Origin of the sequence: Desulfobacca acetoxidans DSM 11109 (assembly GCF_000195295.1) — a bacterium.
In the GTDB taxonomy this organism is placed as follows: Bacteria; Desulfobacterota; Desulfobaccia; order Desulfobaccales; family Desulfobaccaceae; genus Desulfobacca; species Desulfobacca acetoxidans.
In genome coordinates this window covers 3,034,081-3,055,037 of the sequence record NC_015388.1, presented here as the reverse complement: position 1 = coordinate 3,055,037, position 20,957 = coordinate 3,034,081, and the positions used below count along the sequence as shown (strand labels likewise).

Sequence of the window (20,957 nt, the reverse complement as noted above, 5' to 3'; positions counted from 1 at the left end):
TAAGCCTTACTCCACCGGATTACGTTCACTCTGAGGGGCGAAAATCCGACTCTTTCCGGGGGCCAAACCGTTGCGGCAAATCGATCAGCACTCGGGCGCCGCGGCCAACTTCGCTTTCAATTTTAATCGTCCCCCGGTGTTCTTCGATGATCTGTTGGACAAAGACCAGACCCAGACCGGTACCGCCGATTTTGGTGGTGTAGAAGGGGGTGAAAATTCTCTCTACCACTTCGGCCGGCATTCCCCGGCCGGTATCTTGGATTTCCAGATGGGCCAGCTCACCCTGTACGGTGGTGGACACTGTGATGACGCCGCCGGGAGGGGTGGCTTCAATGGCATTGCGCAGCAGATGCGATAGGGCCACCCGCAAGAGATGGGCATTGATCTTGCCGATAAGCGGCTGAGGCCACCAGGAGGTCTGAACATCAATCAACTTGTTGTCGAATTCCGGTCTGAGGGTCGTGAGGGTGTTCTGCGCCACGTAATTGAGGTCCTCCTGACTGAAGAAATAATCCCGTTTTTCTGCCAGGGCCTCGAATTTGGCCACCATTTCTTCCATGCGTTTGGTTTCTGCAGCTATGCTCGTCAGCCACTCGCGCGTCGGGTCATCAGGTTCCAACCGGCGTAGAAGCAGGCGGCTGAAGCCCCCGATGACGCAGATGGGGTTGCGGATGCCATCCGCCACGCCCAGGGCCATTTCCGCCATAGTGCGTTCCATCACCATAGTTTCCAGGTCGCGGTTGAGGTTTAAAATATCACGGCTGAAATTCTCCAGCTCTGCGTGGTTGGCGGACATGCGTTGATAGATGCGCCGGAAATGATAAAAGAAGGCCGTAACGCTGGTGATCAGGATAAAGGTAAAGGTATTGAGGGAGCCGCTGAAGGGTGCCAGAATTCCCCAGATTTCAGGATGTTCGGCCATAATCAAGGTGTGGCTCAGGATGTGGCCCAGGGAGCGGGAGATGGCGAAGGTCATCAGGGCCAGACTTAACCAGAACAAGAATATCCAGGTAGCGTTGTCCGGTTCCCGCCGCAGCAGGCGACGCGCCGTTATGAAACTGAGGCCGGCCAGGGTCATGACCAGCAGCGAGCCGATAATATCAACGAACAGGACCGGAGTCAGCGACCAAATCATCTGTCCTCCAGGAATTGCCCTTCGGAAGCGAAAGCCCTCAGACCCAGATAAAACATCAACATAGCTGGCACCAGAATCAAATGGTCCAATTTAGCCAGGTAATAGAGTAGGGTAGGGAGGTCAGTAATCTGTATCTGCCTGGAAAAGTATCCCGCCTGATCGCTTACTGCGGTCGGACTGAGCCGCTCTTCAGCCCAATGCCCCCAAAAAGTCAATAAGTTCCAGAGCGCCAGAAGAATGCCGGCACGAAAGATATAACGGAAACCGCGCTGGCGGCGCAGGCCCCGCCTCCAGATGACCAAGCAGATAAACACCATAGCGGTAAGAAAGCACAGATGTCCTAGTTGATGGACATACAAGCCCTCGGGAGGACCATGCGTCTGAATCGCGCCAGCCGCCCGCGGGGCCAGCGTAAGGCAACCGCCCAACAAGATGATCACCGATTTTATCTGAGAAGCAGAGAATGACATAATCTTATTGAGTGCCGGGTGCTTGATCTTGAGTAAAGACAAGAACTGTAGAAAACGTGGACGGGAAAGCGAAGCGCATCCCGCCTTCCGGATTCTCAGATTGGCCTAATACATATTTATCGAACTTTTCGGTCAGGAAATTAAATATCCTAGTTCCTTGAGGGCTCGCGGGTCCTTACGCCAATTTTTCCAGACCTTGACCCATAGTTCGAGATAGACCTTGCATCCCAAAAGAATTTCCAGATCGATCCGGGCCTCCTGGCCGATGGCTTTCAAGCGGGCGCCCTTTCTGCCGATCATGATGGCCTTTTGAGAGTCGCGCTCCACATAGATGACGGCCCGCAGGCGGATCAGGCGGGGGCGATCCTTTTCGTCAAATTCTTCGAGCTGTACTGCAGCGGCATAGGGAATTTCCTCGGCAGTGTGGTGAAAAACCCGTTCCCGGATAAATTCCGCGGCCAGAAAGCGCTCGGTCTGGTCGGTGAGCTGATCATCGGGGTAGAGAGGGGGCGCTTTCGGCAACAGGTTAATAATTTCAGTTAAGAGATGGGGCAGGCCATCCCCGGTAAGGGCGGCCACTGGCGTCACTGGCGCTTCGGGTAGAAGAGAGTGGTAAAACTCAATAAGGGGGAGAATCTCCAACTTCGGGATTGTGTCGATTTTATTGATGGCGATGACCACCGGTTTGGCCAGCAGGCGTATGTGGGGAAGGATCACCCGGCTTTCGGCCGCGGTTTCCTGAGGCGTTACCAGCCAGACCACTACGTCGGCATCTTTTAAGGTTCCGAGGGCGGTGTTGACCAGGCTCTCATTCAAGAGGGAGCCAGGGTCGATAATGCCGGGCATGTCCATAAACAGCAGTTGAGCCCGGGGGAGATGAACTATTCCCAGGAGACGGTGACGGGTGGTTTGGGGTTTGGGTGAGGTGATGGCCAGTTTTTCCGCCACCAGGCGGTTGAGGAGGGTCGATTTGCCGACGTTGGGAACGCCGCCTAGAGCCACATAGCCACAGCGGAATTCGGTTTTGACTCTTTCCCTTTCCGTCTGACTCATCGCCGCCGTCTTCCAAGGGCCAGACCGCTGGCCAGCCCCAAAATAGTCAGGCCAATAGCCGACCAGGAAAAAATATCGCCATAGCGGGTATAGAAACTGCCGCCCGAAAGCAACGGTAGGGCGGCGGTGTGGGCCGCAGTTGTATAGAGTTCGGAGGTCCAGAGAATGCCGCCGTCCGGGGTTGCTAAGGCGCTGACGCCGGTGTTGGCGGCTCGGGCCAGCGCCACGCGATTTTCCACTGCCCGGACTACGGCCATGGCCAGATGCTGATAGGGGGCGCTGGTCCGGCCAAACCAGGCGTCATTGGTGATGTTTACCAGGACATTCGCCCCGTTCCGTACCATTGCCCGGCTTAAATAGGGGAAGATGGATTCAAAACAGATGAGCGATCCCAGATTGACCTGGGGTAGTGCCAGCACCACGCCGGGGGGACCCTCTTTAAAGTCTCCCACCATCGGTACCATTTTGCCGATAAAGGGAAAAAGACGCCTCAGGGGGACATATTCGCCATACGGTACCAGGTGGGCCTTATCATATGAACCAACTACCTCGCCGTCCGGCGACAACAGGTACGCCCGGTTAAAAAAGAACTCTCCAGCGGGGCCGAATTCAAAGGCCGGGCTGCCGAAGAAAAGATAAGACCCGTTCTGCCGGGCAATGTTAATCAGCCGGGCTGACAGTTCTTTATCACGCAGGAAAAAGAAGGGTGCGGCGGTCTCCGGCCAGACAATCACCTGTGGCTGCTGAATGCTGCTTTTTCGGGTTAATTCACCGTAAATATTGATTGTCTCTCCCTGATAGTGAGGATCCCATTTCCGCCCCTGCTCGATATTTCCTTGAACCACCGAGAGCTTCGCCGTAGGGCTCTGGGCCATCTGCTGCTGCACCTGCGGCAGGCGGAAGTAGCCATACCCCAGGGCAATACCAAGAAAAACCAGGCTGATGGCCAGCGGGCGGAACCTGGCGCGACCGACGGCCCAGCCTTGCAGCAATTGATACAGACCGATATTAACCATGACGATGAGGGCGGCCAGACCGTATGTACCTGTTATATCTACAACTTGTATGAGATAGGGGGATTGGTGCAACCCGTAGCCTAACAGCATCCAGGGGAAGCCGGAGAACATATAGGTCTGCACAAACTCCAGACTCACCCACAGGGCTGGACCCCACCAGTAGCCGGCCAGTCCGCGGGTTTCTCCCCAGGTGTAGAGCCAGGCCCAAAGACCGCGGTATAAACTGATATAGGCGGCCAGCAGGAGAAGAATGATTCCCCCCACGGGTGCCGGTAGCTTGCCATACACCACGGTGACGTACATGATCCAATAAAGGGTGCCCAGGTTTTGGGCCAGTCCGTTGATCAAACCGACCAGAAAGGCCTTGCGGCCGCTGGTTCCCTGGAGGGCCCAGAGCAATGGTATGAGTCCGATCCACAGGCAATAGGCAATATTGAATTTTGGCAGCGCTATGGCCAGCAACAGACCGGAAAGAGCGGCCGCGAGAAGTTTGAAAAGCATAGAGATAGAAATCCTCTGCAGATTAAATGACCTTGAACCATTGAGCTAGTTGACGCTATAATTGCTCTGGCCGTATATATTATTATGCGGTATTTCTGGAGTCGGCACAACCGTTAATCTCTCCTGGCGGAGCTTTTGCCGCTAGCACTGCCGGTTGCTGCAACAGCCCTTGACAGAAGAGGCATATCCATGTATTTTCAACTAGAAAGTCTAGATTTGGCCGGGCGCTTAGATACTTCGGCATGAGTCGGCAGGATAAGCTAATCGTGTTACTAGCCTCCTGGTTTGGGGCGGGCAGGCTGCCGCTGGCGCCCGGCACCTGGGGATCATTGGCGGTCCTGCCTTTGTGGTGGCTTCTCCAACCCCTAAGTATTCTAAAGTACAGCCTGACGATCATAGTACTGCTCATTGGCGGAATCTACCTGAGCGGCAGGGCGGAGACGCTGCTGAAGCAGCATGATGCGCCGGTTATCGTTATTGATGAGGTTGTGGGGCAGCTTATCGCCCTGGCGGGCTGTCCCAGGAATGTTTTCTTTATGCTTATGAGCCTGGCGCTGTTCCGGCTGTTTGATATTGTCAAACCTTTTCCCGCCGGTCTGATAAATACCCGTCTGACCGGGGGGCTGGGGATCATGCTGGACGATGTAGTGGCCGGACTCTATGCCTGGCTCGTGCTGACTGCACTGATAAGGTTTATGATTCCGTGAGTACTGCAGATTTCTTAGGAGAGATAATCACTACCGGCAATGAGCTTCTTAGCGGTCGGATCGCCGATGCCAATGCGCGTTATGCCGCCGTCCGCCTCCATGCTGCGGGACTCAAGGTTCAGGTCATCACCATCCTGGGCGACGCCGCCCCGCTGTTTCAAGATACCCTGTCCCGGGGGCTCAGCCGTTCCCGGTTCATTATCGTTACCGGTGGTTTGGGGCCGACGGAGGATGACATCACCGCCGCGGCAGCGGCGGAAGTGCTGCATCTACCGCTGCGTCAGGATGAATATCTGCTGGCGCGCCTAAGGGAGTGTTTTCGTTTGCGGGGGCTTCCTTGGGAGGAGCGGTTTGCCCGTCTGGCCCTGGTACCGCAGGGCGCTTGTATCTTGGATCCTAATGGCGCCGCCTGCGGCTTCTACCTGAACCATCAGGGGGCGAGGCTCTATTTTCTTCCCGGCGTGCCTCGGGAAATGCGCCTGTTATTCGACAACTATGTCTTGCCGGCCCTCCTCCTGGCAGCCGCCGGGGGCGAAGCGGTCTGTGAACGTACCCTGCGTTTTTTCGGGCTGCACGAAACCGAACTGGAGGACCTTTTCCAGAACTTGGCCCAGGACCATCAGGGGGTCAGCGTTGGCTACTATCCCAATTTTCCCGAGAACCACCTTACCCTGACTGTGCGCGGGCCCAAGTCGGAGGCACTGGAAAAAAAGCTGGAGGCTGTAGCCCAAGAGCTTGCCGCTCAGGCTGGCGACGCCTTTTTGGGTGGAAGCGACGACACCCTGGAGGAAATTCTGGGTCGACAACTGCGGGTTCGGCAGTTGACCCTGGCAGTGGCCGAATCCTGCAGCGGCGGCCTGATCTGCCACCGGCTGACGAATATCCCTGGCAGTTCCGACTACTTTCAAGGTGGGGTAGTGACTTACAGCAATCGGGCGAAAGTAAACCTCCTGCATGTTCCGGAGTCAACTCTGCACACCCACGGCGCCGTCAGCGGACCGACAGCAGCGGCCATGGCGGTGGGTGTCCGGGATGTTTTCGGGGTGTCGTACAGCCTGGCAGTCACCGGTATCGCCGGGCCTACGGGAGGATCGCCCAAAAAACCCGTCGGCACCGTTTACCTGGGTCTGGCCGGACCTCAGGGGGTCAAAACCCGACACTGTCTCTTCCAGGGCAGCCGCGAGGAAATCAAAATACTCACGGCCCAGACCGCCATGGACTGGCTCCGGCGAGAACTGCAATGATCCGGGCCTTTTTAGCCGTTGATCTGCCCAAGAGTTACCGGAACGGGTTGTCAGAGGTACAGGGTTATCTCAAAAAGAGCGGCGCCGACGTGCGGTGGTCGTCGGTGGATAATATCCATCTGACATTGAAGTTTTTCGGAGACATCGATGCCTCTCAGATCGAGGCGATTATCCAAGCGGCAGCCGGTATCGCCCGGACTACCCCGCCTTTTCTGTTGGGAGCAGAGGGAGTGGGGGCATTCCCCAGTTTCCGCAATCCCCGGGTGATCTGGCTGGGCCTCAACGGCCAGACCGAGAGCTTGACGCGCCTGCATCGGAGTTTGGAGCAGGTTTTTGCTCTCCTCGGATTTCCTGCTGAAAAGCGGAAGTTTACCCCGCACCTGACCCTGGGCCGGGTCCGTTCCAACCGAGGGCGGGAGCAGTTGCAGCAACTGCTGGAGGGCGTCGTCCTCCCCAAGTTTGACGATTTTTCGGTAACTTGTGTAGTTCTTTATCGCAGCACTCTACGCCCTCAGGGATCGCTCTACACCGTGCTGCAGGAGATAAAGTTAAATGGTGACACATTGACTGCTGGGTGCTGACTAAGATGCTTGATTGCAAGGTAAATTATCCATTCATAGTTATAAATCACCTGTCAATCATAAAAATCATTTGCCGGTAGCACAGGCTTTCTAACCTGTGCCAAAGTTATCGGTCATTAAATAACTTCCTAAAATTCCTCTTCCTCTGGGAGAGAGTTAAGGTGAGGGTAATAATAAAAACCTTTCCATGGTGCGCGGGTGATTGAGAGGTCATGACAATCAGTCTTAAAGTCTGAAACCGGAAACTAGAAACTAGAAACTTTTTATTTAACCAAGAGGGTATTCTACTATGGCCACCGCGTTGGCGAATGACAAATCCAAGGCCCTGGAGCAGGCCTTGAACCAGATCGAAAAACAATACGGTCGGGGCTCTATCATGCGGTTGGGTGCCGATGAAAGAACGGCGGATATTGGGGTGATCCCAACCGGGTCCCTCTCTCTCGATCTGGCTCTGGGCATCGGCGGCATCCCCCGAGGCCGGGTTGTAGAAATTTTCGGCCCCGAATCGTCCGGCAAGACTACACTGGCCTTGCACATCATTGCCGAAGCGCAGAAGTTGGGAGGAGTGGCCGCCTTCATCGATGCCGAGCACGCTTTGGATCTTAATTATGCCCGGCGGTTGGGAGTCAAGACCGAGGATCTGCTCATTTCCCAGCCGGATACCGGCGAGCAGGCCCTGGAGATTGCCGAAATCCTGGTGCGCTCCAATGCCTTGGACGCCATTGTGGTGGATTCGGTAGCGGCGTTGGTGCCCCGTTCCGAGATCGAGGGCGACATGGGAGACGCCCAGATGGGTTCCCAGGCCCGGTTGATGTCGCAGGCCCTGCGCAAGCTCACCGCGGCGATCAGCAAATCCCAGACCTCGGTGATCTTCATCAATCAGATCCGCATGAAGATCGGTCTGGTCTACGGCAATCCGGAGACCACCACCGGCGGTAATGCCCTGAAATTCTACGCCTCTCAGCGGTTGGATATTCGCAAGGGGCTGCCGCTCAAAGACGGCAATGAGATTATCGGTTCGCGCACCAAGGTCCGGGTGGTCAAAAACAAACTGGCGGCGCCCTTCCGGGAATGTGAATTCGACGTCATCTTTGGCCAGGGCATTTCCAGGGAGGGGGATCTTCTAGACCTAGCTGCAGATCTGAACCTGGTCCAAAAGAGCGGCTCCTGGTACAGCTATGGCTCTGAAAGGATGGCTCAGGGCCGGGAAAATGCCAAGGCCTTCCTGCGGGAACATCCGGAGGTATTGGCCGAGCTTGATACTCAAGTAAGGGCAAAATTCGGCGTTACGAAAAATCCGGGGTCCGAATCAGAGGCGGTTAAGGGAGAAACGGCATGACCGGAAAAGAAATCCGTGAAAAATTCTTGGCCTATTTTGAGAGTAAACGTCATGTGAGGGTGGCCAGCTCCTCTCTGGTTCCGGCCCATGATCCGACTCTGTTGTTTACCAATGCGGGTATGGTGCAGTTTAAGCGGCTTTTTTTGGGAGAAGAACAGCGTGGCTATTCTCGCGCCGCTTCGGCCCAGAAATGCGTCCGGGCCGGTGGCAAACACAACGACCTGGAGAACGTCGGCAAAACCGCCCGCCACCACACCTTTTTTGAGATGTTAGGCAATTTTTCCTTTGGCGATTATTTCAAAGCCGGGGCCATCGAAATGGCATGGGAGCTTCTGACGGAACATTATAAACTGCCCACCGAACGCTTATGGGCTACGGTCTATCATGATGATGATGAGGCTGCCGACCTGTGGCACGATGTCATTCACCTTCCCCGGGAGCGGATCGTCCGGTTGGGAGAGAAGGATAATTTCTGGGCTATGGGCGACACCGGTCCTTGTGGCCCCTGTTCGGAGATTATCATCGACCAGGGGGAAGAACGGGCCTGCGGTCCTGACTGCGGTATCGGCCGCTGTGACTGCGACCGCTACCTGGAGATCTGGAATCTGGTCTTCATGCAGTTCAACCGGGATGAACAGGGCAATCTGACGCCTCTGCCCAAACCGAGCATCGACACCGGTATGGGGTTGGAGCGCCTCACGGCGGTTATTCAGGGCGTTCCTACAAATTTTGATACCGACCTCATCCGGCCGGTCATTGCCCGCACCGAAGAGCTGGCTGGGATAGCCTATGGTCAAGATCCGGCTTTGGACGTGGCTTTCAAGGTCATTGCCGATCATTGCCGGGCTATTACCTTCCTGATTACGGATGGCGTTCTGCCTAGCAACGAAGGTCGGGGCTACGTACTGCGGCGCATCCTGCGCCGGGCGGTGCGTTTTGGCCGCCTCCTAGGCTTCAAGCAGCCGTTCCTGGCGCCGGTGGGCCAGAAGGTAATTGAGCTGATGGGAGGAGATTACCCCGAATTGCTGGACGCCCGATCCTTTATTGACCAGGTGGTACACAATGAAGAAGAGCGGTTTGCTGAAACCCTGGATCACGGCTTGAAGATTCTCACCGACAATCTGGAGGACCTCAAGGCCAGAGGGGAGCGTCGGCTTCCCGGTGATATCGCTTTCAAACTCTACGATACGTATGGTTTCCCCCTGGACTTGATTACCGATGTCCTGCAGGAACAGCAGCTCGAGTTGGACCTCAGCGGTTTCAATGAGCACATGTCCCGTCAGCGGGAAAGTTCGCGGCAATCCTGGAAGGGGGGCTTGCCGGGTGAACTTCCTCCGGTCTATCAAGTCCTTCAGGACTTGGAGGCCACGGTATTTGTGGGCTATGACCAATTTGAGGCGGAATCCCAGATCCTGGCCATCATCCAGGAAGGTGCGACGGTGAGCGGGGCCAAGGCCGGCCGGTCGGTGGAAATTGTCGTTGAAACCACACCTTTTTATGCGGAATCCGGCGGCCAGGTGGCTGACACCGGCACGATCCGCGGTCCCGATTTTTTGATCACGATCACCGATGTCCAGCGGCTGCCCAATGATGTGGTTATTCATAAGGGTGAAATTAAACAGGGAGAGATCAGGGTCGGAAAAAAGGTGGTACTGGCTATAGACGCCGGTCGCCGCCGCCAGATCGCCTGTCACCACACCGCCACGCATCTGTTGCATGCCGCCTTGCGCCATCGTTTGGGCGACCATGTCAAGCAGGCCGGCTCTCTGGTGGCGCCGGACCGGTTCCGCTTTGATTATAGCCATTTTACCGGCCTCAGCGATGCGGTCCTGGCCCAGCTGGAAGTCGATCTCCTGCACGATATCCAACAGAATCTACCGGTGAATGTCAGCTATATGCCAATGTCCGAGGCCCTGGAAACCGGCGCCATGGCCCTCTTCGATGAAAAATACGGCAACATCGTGCGTCTGGTGGCGGTGCCGGGAGTAAGTCTAGAATTATGCGGCGGGGCTCACGTGGACCAAACCGGCGATATCGGATTCTGCAAGATTATTTCAGAATCCAGCGTTGCGGCCGGCATCCGGCGCATTGAAGCCGTGTGCGGTGCTGCGGCGCTGCGTTACCTTCAGGAAGAGAGCCAGGAACTTTCCGCTGTAGGTCAGCGGCTCAAAGCCGGTAAGGGGGAGATTCTTGCCAGGCTTGATAAGCTCCTGCAACGTCAGCGGGAGTTGGAAAAAGAGGTGGAAGCCCTGCAGGGACAGTTGGCCGCAGCCCGCTCCGGCGACCTGCTGGAACGGGTGCGCCACGTGGATGGGGTCAAAGTACTGGCCCTGGAGGTGGACGTTGCCGATCCCAAAGGTCTCAGGGATTTTGCCGATAAGCTCAAAGACCGGCTTCAGAGCGGGGTTATCATCTTGGGGAGCGGTCGGGGCGATAAGGCGATGCTCATCACCGTGGTCACCAAAGACCTGACGGACCGGTTGCATGCCGGCAAGATTGTTGGTGAGCTGGCCGCCAGACTAGGAGGGAAGGGCGGCGGTCGGCCTGATATGGCTCAGGCCGGTGGGCCTGCTAAAGAGAAGCTGCCGGAGGTATTGTCAGAAGCCTATGGTGTCGTTGCTAAGTTAATGTGATTTATCACGATATCTGATTCGGTCTGTCAAGGCCATGTTGTATCCATAACCTTTCCGGGCAGATCATGCGGGCTGCTTTGGTGTGCTTCCCGTTGAGATATCTTCATTTCCCTCTTTTTTGAAGGAAATAATCATAAGTAACAAAATGGCATGGATGTTGTGCTATAACAAGCCATATTTCAAGTTTTGCAGTCCGCCGGCCTTAAAAATCGACGTACTCCCCTCGAGCCATACCGCGCAGGTGCGAGACGTCGTTCAGGGAAATAATCTGCCAGGTGGCGCCGGTCCAGATAAACCGGTTGACCGCGGTGGTGTCCTGGCCGATGCGCCAGAAGTGGGAGTCATCCAGGCCGATAAAGGCGGCGATAAGCACCTTATTGACGGCGCGGTGAGCCGATAGCAATACGGTTTCATCCGGATGCCGGGCGACTACCTTGGCCACTGCCGACCAGGCGCGGCCGCGCACTTCTGCTAAGGTCTCCCCTTGAGGAAACCGCACCATATGCGGTGTTGCCTCCCATTGCCGGTAAAGGTCGGCATAATTGACCTTGACCTCCGTCAAGGGCAATCCCTCCCAATCCCCATAACAGAGGTCGGTGAGGCCGGGAAGGTCTTGGACTTCGACATAGTGATGTTGAGCAATAGCCCGAGCCGTATCCCGGGAGCGGGAGAGGGGTGAAGTATAGGCGGCGTGGATGGTTTCTTCCTGCAGCCATTCCCCGGCCAGGCGGGCTTCCTCCCGGCCCTGCTCATTCAATGGGATATCCTTGGAGCCGCGAAAAATCTTGTCCTTATTCCACGGGGTCTGGCCATGGCGCACCAGGATGATTTTAGTCATTGTCCTATTCCTCCATCGGGATGCGATGCATCATAATACGATATGAGTAGCTTTGGATGGCAAAATTTTCGTTAGAATATAATTGTCATTATTTATGAATCACCCGTCAACCATGAAAATGGCTTCCTGGTGGCACAAGCTTTCTAGCCTGTACAAAACTTATTTTTTGACCAACAACCGGAAACCGGTCAAAAAAAAGGGGGTCGAATAAACGATCCCCCCGCTCTTAGTTAACCATTCGTGCTACCCCTCTCAGGACAGAATATCCCAATTCTCCTGAAAAGTATTGTCATCTAGGGTATATAAGAATCCCATGGTCTTTCCCATGCCTGGTTCCATGTCTTTCTGAACGCGCCAGTAATTGAGATAGATGGCGTAGGTCCAGCGAGGTTCTTTGGTTGCCGGATCATCTTCCAGGGGCTGCCAGACTTCCCGCTTTTCCATGACCCGCCAGATAGTGTGGTACTTTTTGCTCTTCACCAACTGCCCAACGTTCGGCAGACCCTTTTTCCTAACAATTTCATCATATTCCTGCATGGCCGCCTCCTGACTCATGCTCTTTTGAGGCCGGTAGCAATCTCGACCACAAAGAAGCGGAACAATAAAGATGAAATTCTATCATCATGCAATAATATCCCAATTCAACAAAAAAGTATTGTCGTACAAAGTATACAAGAACCCCATCATCTTGCCGACGCCCGGGGGACTGCCCTCCTCGATCTTCCAATAGCTCAAATAGATGGCTGGAATCATGCGAGGTTCTCCGCTCTTTGGGTCAGGATCGATATTATTCCAGACTTCCCGCTTTTCCATGACCCGCCATCTGGTACCATACTTTTTGCTGCGTACTGTCTGCCCGACATGGGGGAGACCCTTTTCGGCAATGATTTGATCGTACTCTTTCATAGCGACCTCCTTTGAATGGGAAGGTTAGGAAATAAAAAAGATTAAGATTTCACCCGTGGCCCCTATGGCCGTCTTATACAATAATTTAAATTTAATACTGGGCAGTCTTAATGTAAAGTAGCAGAGATCTGCTCTTTTAAAGTTAATAGAGCTGCTTCGGCCTGCAGGATAGCCTCCAATCGCCTGTCCAGTTCCCCCAGTCGGGTTGCAACAGTTTGGCTATTGTCCTTTTTTTGAGCCAGGGCGCGTTCAAGAGCTTGACGGATACTGTCTGTGGTGTAATCGATTTTGGCCAGCCAAGTTTGCCGAAATTCACGGGCCATGTCGTTGAGCCTGTTTTGAAAATCATAGCGCAAGCGGCCACAATGTTTGTCCACCAGTTCGTCGACGTTTTCCAAAAGTTTTTTGAGGAGCATCCCTTTGGTCAAGGCCCGCGGAAGTAGAGAGGTTATTGTTATTTGAATGATTTCCAGGCCAACCGGGTCTTCTTTAAACTTAAACCAAAAATGACTTTTTTCGGTCAGGGCGGTTTCGGCGCTAAATCCCCGAAGAGAAAAGTCAAAAATCCGGGCCGTAAGTTCGGTCAACCGCTCCAGGATAGAATTTATGCGGTCGGCGAATTCCTGATGGACGCCCGCCAGATTCTGAGTAATTTTTTCGATTTCACTGCTGCGCCATAAGGTGAAAAGGTTGCGGAGGGTGCCAAAGAGAAACTTCTCCATCTCCTGGCGCAGATCTCCCGAGGCTTGAAGTTTCTGTTGGAAGGCCTCCTGCACTTCTCGACGCAGTCGGGTCATGGTTTCATTTTTAAAGGTTTCCAGATCGGTGTTGACTTCCTCAATTACCCCCTTCATGCGTCCGTCCAACAGGAGCAGGGACATTTCACGCTCTTTTTCCAGGCCCTGCAACTCAAGATTGAACCGTCCGATCTTTTCTTCCAACTCCTTGAGAGGCATGGAGCTGGCATGCCGTTCCACCTTCAGAGCCAGGGTTGAGTCGGTGATGGACTTCAGGGCCCCGGTGACGCACGAAATCAACAGAACCCGACCCTTTTCTTGATAGAGGAAGGTCCGCAAATGATCTTCAAATTGGGGCAGCAGGCTTTCTTCCAGCAGCTTGGGTTGCCCGGCCTGTTTGCCTTCAAGGGCAAGCTTGGCGGTTAGGGGAAAGATCTGGAGATTGTCCGTCCCTAAACTAGTTGTTAATACCTGCCGGGTAAAGTCCAGGGCCTCCTGCCGTTCCGCTTCGGCTACATAATCGATTTTATTCAGCACAAAAAAGAGCTTATGGACATATTCCCGAATATCCTTTAAAAACTCTTCCTCAGAGGCTGATAGTGGCGGGTCCACCGTGACCACAAAAATGGCGGCATCCACCTGCGGCAGGTAGTTATAGGCGACCTCGGTATTGTGGCTGTAAACTGAACCGACTCCGGGAGTATCGATGATCCGGACGCCGTCTTTAAGATATGCCGACGGGTAGGCGATATCGACTTCCAGCACACCTTTCTTATTATGAGGATTGCCCCTTTCCGTTATATAGGCTGCTAATTCGCTACCGGCTATCTGCCGCCGCTGACCATTATGAAAGAGGACATCAATTCGTAGTTTTTCGCCATAGCCGATGATCGTAACCACCGAAGTTAGGGGAATAACCGCAGTGGGCAGTAAGGATTCACCCAGGAGGGCGTTGATCAGGGTGCTTTTGCCCCTCTTAAATGCACCCAACATAACCAGATTAAAGCGATTCTGGCGCAGTTTATCCAAAATAAAAGAAATATTGGTTCGGCTGATTTCTGGGAAGCGTGCTAGATTTTTCAGTTGTTGTTCCAGAGATTGCTGAAACTGCTTATAAATACTCATTTACTAAAACCTCAGCACAAAAAAAACTTCTGCCCTAAGTGTGGGGCAGAAGTCATCATCCCGGCCAATTCCTCGGCAAGGCAGTTATGGTGGACCTCATCACCTATTTGCACTAATATTACCGTTTCTATATATATCAGTCAACCGGAAAAACCCTAAAAAAGATAAAAGCGGGAAAAAGATTGCTTTTTTTATTTCATATTGGTAATTTGAAAAATGTAAACTGGCGATGGGGTCCGCCTTCAACCGCCTGAAGCAAATGTTTTCGGGATGATGACTTCTACTGGGATTCCATGATTTCAGTAGAATTTTTTTTTTGGGGGGGCGAAACGGGCCGAAGATTTCCGTTTCAGTTAAATCAGCTAATTATATCATGATGATATGCGTTTAAACTTTTACAAAGACTTATCCTGGCCAAGACTATTCTTTGGGGTCTGCAAGATAGTGCGCTTCCGCAAACTGCTCAATATAAATTGTTTTCGACGGTTGATTTCGTTCGAGAGTTGGATGATGAAAATACTCTTGGTGATGGCTGGCGGCAGCCTGGGAGCTCTTTCGCGCTATGGGGTTTCTTTGTTCGCCGTAAAACTATTTGGTGCCAAATTCCCTTATGGAACGCTCATCGTTAACCTTTTAGGGTGCTTCCTCATCGGTCTGGCTTTCGCTCTCGCAGACCGCGGTTTGGGCATCATGAATCCCTCTATGCGTCTTTTTTTTATGACCGGGTATCTCGGGGCGTTGACAACGTTTTCCACGTTTGGCCTGGAGACGGTAAATGCTTTCCGAGAAGGAAGATATATCGTCTCGACGGCCAACATTCTAACCAACAATGTCATCGGTTCGGCCCTGGTTTTCTTGGGCCTTGTGGTGGGTCGGCTGCGGTAACGGAGTCCATGTATGCAGCACTATAAGCTCATTGAAATCTTTACTGATGAAGAAGCCCGCTGGCGGGGGGAGCCTCTTTATAAGGCCATTGTGCAGTATGTCCACGACCTGAAAATCGCAGCGCGCACTATGGTAACCGGAGGGATTGAGGGTTCTTACGAAAGCGGCGAGATCGCCACCCGCAGTATTGAGGTTCTGTCCTACAACATGCCGGTGCAGATTACGATTATCGCCCCGTTAAGTGGAGCTGAGAATATTCTGATCAAAATGCAGGAGATGGTCACTGACGGTATTGTGGTGGTTCAGGATGTGCAAGTAATCTCCCATAGGACTCGGGGTCTGCTCATTCCCAGGCAGACCCAGGTGCGGGAACTGATGACTTTACAGCCGAGAAAGGTCAATCTGGAGACTTCGCTGGCCGAAGTGACACGCCTGCTGCTCTCCTCCACCTTTACCGGCCTTCCGGTGGTGGACGCAGAGAAACATCCGGTAGGCGTCATCTCCCAGACCGATCTAATCTACAAAGCAGGGATGCCGATGCGGTTGGGATTGCTATCCGAATCAGCCGACGAAAAAGTGGATGCGGTACTGGAGGCTCTGGGTTCGAGACAGGCCAGAGAAATTATGACCAAACCGGCGGTGACCATAGGGCAGGAGCAAAGGGTTACCGAGGCCGTGAATCTCATGCTGGAAAAAAAGGTGAAGCGTCTACCAGTAGTTGATGCCGAAGGGAAGCTCGTGGGCAACCTCTCACGGGTGGATATATTTCATAGCATCCTACGGGAGTGCCCGGATTGGCAGACCTTTCAGAAACAGAAAATCAACGTGGAGAACCTGCGCTTTGTTTCGGACATCATGCGTCGTGAAACTACTACGGTTCTTCCTGAGACACCGGTGGAGGAGGTGATTCGCTTGATCGACTGCGGGGATATACAGCGGGTTTGTGTCGTAGACCAGCAAGGCAATTTCCTGGGATTGATTTCGGATCGCGATCTGCTGGTGGCCTTTGCCGACAGGCATCCCGGGATCTGGGATTACTTTGTCAGCAAACTGCCTTTTACCGAGCGGAGACGTCGGCATAAGCACCTCCAGCGGCACCTGGAGGTGAAAACTGCCTCCGAAGTTATGAATACCCATATTATCACCATTGAGGAAGATGCTCCAATTAATGAAGCCATCCGGCTGATGTTGGAAAATTGCATTAAACGGCTGCCGGTTCTCGATGCCCAGGGAAAATTTAAAGGCATGGTCAGCCGGGAGGCCCTGTTGCGCACCGGTTTTGCCTCTTCTTAACGCCTGGATAAAACGAATCGTTAGAAAATAAAACGGGAACTTGCTCTGAAACTGTATATCAAGGGGGGGGAGCTTACCGTGGAACATGTCTGGTTCACGGCAGCAAGTTGGATCGGCCTGGCTTTACTGGCCAGCCTTATCTCCATCCGCACCGGGGTTTCCGTGGCCCTAGTGGAGATTTTTTTAGGGATGGTTGGTGGTAATTTTTTGGGTTTCCATACCGTCCCCTGGATCGATGTGTTAGCCGCCTTCGGCTCCATGATGCTCACCTTTCTGGCCGGGGCCGAGATCGACCCCGTCTCTTTTCGCAAACATCTCAAACCCAGCCTGGTTATCGGTGGCATATCCTTTTTGGCGCCGTTCCTGGGAGCCATGGCCTTTACTTATTTTGTCAATGGCTGGGACCTGCGGGCGGCGCAGATCGCTGGCGTCGCCCTGTCCACCACTTCGGTGGCCGTCGTCTACGCCGTGATGATCGAAACTCGGCTTAATGAAGTTGATATAGGCAAGCTTATCCTGGCCGCCTGCTTTGTCACTGACCTGGGAACGGTACTTGCCCTGGGGGTGCTCTTCGCCACATATAACCGTTGGATGCTCGTGTTTGTAGTTGTAACCGGCCTGGCACTTTGGGTCCTGCCCCGCCTAAGCCGCTGGATGTTTAAAAAATACGGGGGGCGGGTCAGTGAACCCGAGGTCAAATTTATTTTCCTGGTCCTTTGTTTTCTAGGCGCCTTGGCTGTCACAGCCAGTAGTGAGGCAGTGCTGCCGGCTTACCTCTTTGGTCTGGTCGTGGCCGGCGTCTTTGTCCAGGATAAAATATTGATCCAACGCATGCGCACAATTACGTTCACCTTACTCACCCCTTTCTTTTTTATTAAGGCGGGGGCCCTGATTTCACTTCCGGCTCTGGCCGCCTCATTAGGTCTGATCGCACTGCTGTTCATGGTCAAAATGGTTACCAAAATAGTCGGTGTATGGCCTTTAACTCGGTTCTACCGGATGGGCAAACGGGAAGGCAACTATTGCACCCTGTTAATGGCCACCGGCCTAACTTTCGGCAGCATTTCGGCCTTGTATGGTCTGACTAATGGCATTATCAACCAGGCGCAGTATTCGGTTCTGGTGACCGTCGTCATCGCCTCGGCGGTGGTACCCACATTTATCGCCCAAACCTGGTTCCAGCCTAAAACCACCGTGCCTTATGAACCGATAGTTTTTGGGACATCAGATCATTTTTTGCATTATCCAGAGGAAATATAGTCATGTAGGCCGTATCCATAAAGGTTTGGGCTAAGCATCGAACCAAGAGACACTCGATCTTTCCAGATAAATATATTTAGGGGAAACAACTTCGGGAGGTGAAGATGTTTCAGAAAATCTTATTGGCCTACGACGGGTCGGAGGGGGCCAAGAAAGCCCTGGAGACAGGCATTAATCTTGTTAAAATCCATCAAGCGGAGCTTTGGGCCGTCACTGTCCAGGAAAAGTTGCCGCGGTACGGGGGCACCATTGATGAAGTCCAGGAAGAGAAAGAAGTGGTGGATGCGCATTATGGAAAGATCGTGGAGCAGGTGCGGGCCAGAGCCCAGGAGGCTGGCATAGAAATCAAGGTCTTGCGGCCTTTCGGCCATCCGGCCCGTACCATCGTCGAAATAGCCAAAGAGGGGCAACATGACCTGATCCTGATGGGGCACAGGGGCGTTTCCGGGGTCTGGGCGGCCTTCCTGGGCACCACGGCCGAAAAAGTCAGCCGTCATGCTCCCTGCAGCGTTCTTATTGTCCGATAAGAAAAGGGACAGGCAACGACAATATGCCGCAGGAAAACCAACCTGAATCAACATCAAGGGATATTACCCAACCCTCGGCGCTGAAATTCGTCATCCTGCTTGGAGTAGTGAGCCTCCTGAGCGATATGACCTATGAAGGGGCCCGGAGCATCAATGGGCCTTTTCTGGCCTTACTGGGGGCGGGCGCCACGGTAGTAGCCACCGTGGCCGGGTTGGGAGAACTCATCGGCTATGCCCTGCGCCTGCTCTCTGGCTACCTGACTGACCAGACCAAGCGCTATTGGACCATCACCTTGGTGGGCTATGCCCTCAATCTTTTTGCCGTGCCGTTGCTGGCCTTGGCCGGGCGCTGGGAAATCGCCGCGGCGCTCATGTTGACCGAACGGTTAGGCAAGGCCATCCGCAACCCGGCCCGGGATGCCATGCTGTCCCATGCCGCCTCTACCATGGGCCGGGGCTGGGGCTTTGGGTTGCATGAAGCCATGGATCAACTGGGGGCAATTTTTGGCCCCCTTATCGTCGCCATAGTTTTATTTTTTCAGGTCAAAGGCGGTTACGCCAGCGGCTATGCCATTCTACTGATTCCAGCGATATTAGCTCTGTTGGTGCTGTTAACCGGGCGCTACCTCTATCCCCAGCCGCACCAGTTAGAAGTAAAGGTGCTTAAGGTGGAATCAACAGGTTTATCTCGCCCATTTTGGTTGTATATCGCCGCGGTAGCTCTGATCGGGGCCGGCTATGCGGATTTTCCGCTGGTGGCCTATCATTTCAAAAAAGAAGCGGTTATGACCGATACCTGGATTCCCTTGGCCTATGCCGTGGCCATGGGCACTGACGCTGTTGCCGCGCTGATCCTGGGGTATATATATGACCACCTCGGGATTATGGTAATGGTGGGAGCCACGTTGCTGTCCGCTTTTTTTGCGCCATTGGTCTTCTTAGGCGGATTTTTCGGGGCCATGACCGGCATGGTGCTGTGGGGCATCGGCATGGGTGCCCAGGAGTCCGTGATGCGGGCCGCCATCGCCGATATGGTGCCGTCCCCGCGCCGGGCCTCGGCCTATGGCATTTTTCAGACCGGCTATGGGCTGTTCTGGTTTTTGGGCAGCCTGCTCATGGGCCTATTGTATAATAATTTCCTAATATACCTCATCATTTTTTCAGTGGCAAGCCAGTTGCTGGCTTTACCGATTTTCATCCTGGTGGCCAAAAAATTTTGCGTGATCAAATATTAGCGGACGAATTCCGGCTTTAGGAAAATCAGCATAATCTCCGTTTCTTAAGCCTGAAGAAATTGCTATAGTTAATAACCGATTTCAATCATACTACGGAAAGGACAGAGCATATGAACCGCAGCATTCGTTCGGTCAAGGCTATGGAGATTTTGGATTCACGTGGAAACCCAACCCTGCGGGTCTTTGTCGGGTTGGAAAATGGCATCATGGCTTCGGCCTCGGTGCCGTCCGGTGCTTCTACGGGAGAAAATGAGGCGGTGGAATTGCGAGACGGGGATCCCCGGCGCTATGGCGGCAAAGGGGTGCTGCAAGCAGTCAACCACGTTAATATGCTGATTGCTCCCGAGGTCATCGGCCGGGACCCCATCTGTCAGGCCGAGATCGACCGGCTGATGCTTGAACTTGATGGGACGCCTAATAAAGGCAGGTTGGGGGCCAACGCCATTCTGGGCGTTTCGCAGGCAGTCGCCCGGGCCGCGGCCTTGAACGCTAATCTCCCTTTATATGCCTATCTGGGAGGACCGGGAGAGTTTCGCTTGCCCATGCCGATGATGAATATCTTGAACGGCGGCAAGCATGCCGACAACAGCGTCGATTTTCAGGAATTTATGATCATGCCTTTGGGCGCCGCCTGTTTTGCCGAGGGCCTGCGCTACTGCGCCGAAGTGTTTCACACCTTAAAGAATATCCTGAAGAAAAAAGGCTACAATACCAATGTCGGTGATGAAGGCGGTTTTGCTCCCAACCTCAAGAGCAATGAAGAGGCCTGTGAGGTGATCCTCGAAGCCATTGAGGCTGCCGGATATCGCCCGGGGCAGGACATTGCCCTGGCTTTGGACCCGGCGGCCAGTTCTTTCTTTGAAGCTGGCACCTATAATCTGTCCAAATCCGGTCAGGGGAAGAAATCCACCGACGAGATGGTTGCGCTTTACGAAGAGTGGGTGCGGCGCTATCCGATTGTCTCGGTCGAAGACGGCCTGGCCGAAAACGATTGGCCGGGATTCGAGAAAAAAACGGCGCTCCTGGGAGATCGGCTCCAGATCGTAGGAGATGATCTCTATGTCACCAACCCGCACTACATCCGCCGTGGCATTGCCGAGAAGGCCAGCAATGCCGTCCTGATCAAACTCAATCAGATCGGCAGTGTGACCGAGACGATAGAGGCAATTCAACTATGCCGGCAGGCAGGGTGGGCCTTTGTCATCTCCCACCGCTCCGGTGAGACGGAAGACACCTTCCTAGCTGATTTTGCCGTGGCCATGGGCGGTGGCCAGATTAAAACCGGTTCGGTCTGCCGCAGCGAACGCATTGCCAAGTATAATCGACTCCTGGAGATCGAAGCGGAGTTGGGCCAGGTGGCGCTGTTCCAAAATCCCTTTGGAAAGCAGTAATCATAAGTTGCGGTAGTTGAATAACCTGTGCAATTCTGTTAAACTTCTTCCAATCCCGGGGAAGTTGCCGCAAAGTTCCCA

General features: G+C 53.8%; 19 protein-coding genes and 2 riboswitches. Of the genes, 11 read left to right on the top strand and 8 right to left on the bottom strand.

Annotated features, from left to right (window positions below):
• Window positions 1–25 precede the first annotated feature (25 nt).
• The 4 genes from DESAC_RS13775 to lnt all read right to left on the bottom strand — a co-directional run bounded on the left by DESAC_RS13775 (window position 26) and on the right by lnt (window position 4,175).
• The gene (locus DESAC_RS13775) at window positions 26–1,135 is read right to left on the bottom strand and encodes a sensor histidine kinase (RefSeq protein ID WP_013707690.1); all 1,110 of its coding nucleotides are present in this window, start codon (window positions 1,133–1,135) and stop codon (window positions 26–28) included.
• Window positions 1,132–1,605, bottom strand: a complete 474-nt coding sequence (locus DESAC_RS13770) for a hypothetical protein (RefSeq protein ID WP_013707689.1) — start codon at window positions 1,603–1,605, stop codon at window positions 1,132–1,134. The genes DESAC_RS13775 and DESAC_RS13770 overlap by 4 nt, the downstream gene beginning before the upstream one ends.
• Before the next feature lie 132 nt (window positions 1,606–1,737).
• The gene (gene era / locus DESAC_RS13765; protein ID WP_013707688.1) at window positions 1,738–2,658 is read right to left on the bottom strand and encodes a GTPase Era; all 921 of its coding nucleotides are present in this window, start codon (window positions 2,656–2,658) and stop codon (window positions 1,738–1,740) included.
• Window positions 2,655–4,175 carry an apolipoprotein N-acyltransferase gene (lnt, locus tag DESAC_RS13760; protein WP_013707687.1) on the bottom strand — a complete coding sequence of 507 codons (1,521 nt, stop codon included), beginning with the start codon at window positions 4,173–4,175 and terminating at the stop codon, window positions 2,655–2,657. The genes era and lnt overlap by 4 nt, the downstream gene beginning before the upstream one ends.
• A gap of 242 nt (window positions 4,176–4,417) precedes the next feature.
• Between lnt and DESAC_RS13755 the strand changes: the two genes are divergently transcribed.
• The 5 genes from DESAC_RS13755 (at window position 4,418) to alaS (ending at window position 10,679) form a co-directional block, all read left to right on the top strand.
• Window positions 4,418–4,882 carry a phosphatidylglycerophosphatase A family protein gene (locus DESAC_RS13755; RefSeq protein WP_013707686.1) on the top strand — a complete coding sequence of 155 codons (465 nt, stop codon included), beginning with the start codon at window positions 4,418–4,420 and terminating at the stop codon, window positions 4,880–4,882.
• Complete coding sequence (locus tag DESAC_RS13750; protein WP_013707685.1) at window positions 4,879–6,126, top strand: competence/damage-inducible protein A; 1,248 nt, start codon at window positions 4,879–4,881, stop codon at window positions 6,124–6,126. The genes DESAC_RS13755 and DESAC_RS13750 overlap by 4 nt, the downstream gene beginning before the upstream one ends.
• Complete coding sequence (gene thpR, locus DESAC_RS13745) at window positions 6,123–6,707, top strand: RNA 2',3'-cyclic phosphodiesterase (protein WP_013707684.1); 585 nt, start codon at window positions 6,123–6,125, stop codon at window positions 6,705–6,707. Before DESAC_RS13750 ends, thpR begins: the two co-directional genes overlap by 4 nt.
• Before the next feature lie 289 nt (window positions 6,708–6,996).
• The gene (recA, locus tag DESAC_RS13740; protein ID WP_013707683.1) at window positions 6,997–8,046 is read left to right on the top strand and encodes a recombinase RecA; all 1,050 of its coding nucleotides are present in this window, start codon (window positions 6,997–6,999) and stop codon (window positions 8,044–8,046) included.
• Window positions 8,043–10,679, top strand: coding sequence for an alanine--tRNA ligase (gene alaS / locus DESAC_RS13735; protein WP_013707682.1), 2,637 nt, complete (start codon window positions 8,043–8,045; stop codon window positions 10,677–10,679). Before recA ends, alaS begins: the two co-directional genes overlap by 4 nt.
• A gap of 202 nt (window positions 10,680–10,881) precedes the next feature.
• On the opposite strand, the gene DESAC_RS13730 is transcribed toward alaS, so the two are convergent.
• The 4 genes from DESAC_RS13730 to DESAC_RS13715 form a co-directional block, all read right to left on the bottom strand.
• On the bottom strand, window positions 10,882–11,517 hold the full coding sequence (locus DESAC_RS13730) for a histidine phosphatase family protein (RefSeq protein WP_013707681.1): 636 nt from the start codon (window positions 11,515–11,517) through the stop codon (window positions 10,882–10,884).
• 252 nt (window positions 11,518–11,769) lie between these two features.
• A complete protein-coding gene (locus DESAC_RS13725; RefSeq protein WP_013707680.1) occupies window positions 11,770–12,054 on the bottom strand; it encodes a hypothetical protein in 285 nt (94 codons plus the stop codon).
• Window positions 12,055–12,138: 84 nt separating this feature from the next.
• Window positions 12,139–12,423 carry a hypothetical protein gene (locus tag DESAC_RS13720; protein ID WP_013707679.1) on the bottom strand — a complete coding sequence of 95 codons (285 nt, stop codon included), beginning with the start codon at window positions 12,421–12,423 and terminating at the stop codon, window positions 12,139–12,141.
• A 107-nt stretch (window positions 12,424–12,530) separates the two neighbouring features.
• Window positions 12,531–14,285, bottom strand: coding sequence for a dynamin family protein (locus DESAC_RS13715; protein WP_013707678.1), 1,755 nt, complete (start codon window positions 14,283–14,285; stop codon window positions 12,531–12,533).
• A gap of 39 nt (window positions 14,286–14,324) precedes the next feature.
• Window positions 14,325–14,398: riboswitch (Fluoride riboswitch) on the bottom strand.
• Between the two features lie 103 nt (window positions 14,399–14,501).
• Window positions 14,502–14,575, top strand: a riboswitch (Fluoride riboswitch).
• Window positions 14,576–14,792: 217 nt separating this feature from the next.
• Between DESAC_RS13715 and crcB the strand changes: the two genes are divergently transcribed.
• The 6 genes from crcB (at window position 14,793) to eno (ending at window position 20,876) form a co-directional block, all read left to right on the top strand.
• Window positions 14,793–15,170 (top strand): fluoride efflux transporter CrcB, encoded by a 378-nt coding sequence (gene crcB, locus DESAC_RS13710; protein WP_041283997.1) that lies wholly within the window; start codon window positions 14,793–14,795, stop codon window positions 15,168–15,170.
• 12 nt (window positions 15,171–15,182) lie between these two features.
• Entirely contained in the window at window positions 15,183–16,463 is a 1,281-nt protein-coding gene (locus tag DESAC_RS13705) for a DUF190 domain-containing protein (RefSeq protein WP_013707676.1), read from the top strand.
• 78 nt (window positions 16,464–16,541) lie between these two features.
• Window positions 16,542–17,723, top strand: a complete 1,182-nt coding sequence (locus DESAC_RS13700; RefSeq protein ID WP_013707675.1) for a cation:proton antiporter — start codon at window positions 16,542–16,544, stop codon at window positions 17,721–17,723.
• A gap of 104 nt (window positions 17,724–17,827) precedes the next feature.
• Window positions 17,828–18,250, top strand: coding sequence for a universal stress protein (locus tag DESAC_RS13695; RefSeq protein ID WP_013707674.1), 423 nt, complete (start codon window positions 17,828–17,830; stop codon window positions 18,248–18,250).
• A 23-nt stretch (window positions 18,251–18,273) separates the two neighbouring features.
• The gene (locus DESAC_RS13690; RefSeq protein WP_013707673.1) at window positions 18,274–19,485 is read left to right on the top strand and encodes an MFS transporter; all 1,212 of its coding nucleotides are present in this window, start codon (window positions 18,274–18,276) and stop codon (window positions 19,483–19,485) included.
• A gap of 110 nt (window positions 19,486–19,595) precedes the next feature.
• Window positions 19,596–20,876, top strand: a complete 1,281-nt coding sequence (gene eno / locus DESAC_RS13685; protein ID WP_013707672.1) for a phosphopyruvate hydratase — start codon at window positions 19,596–19,598, stop codon at window positions 20,874–20,876.
• Window positions 20,877–20,957: the final 81 nt, after the last annotated feature.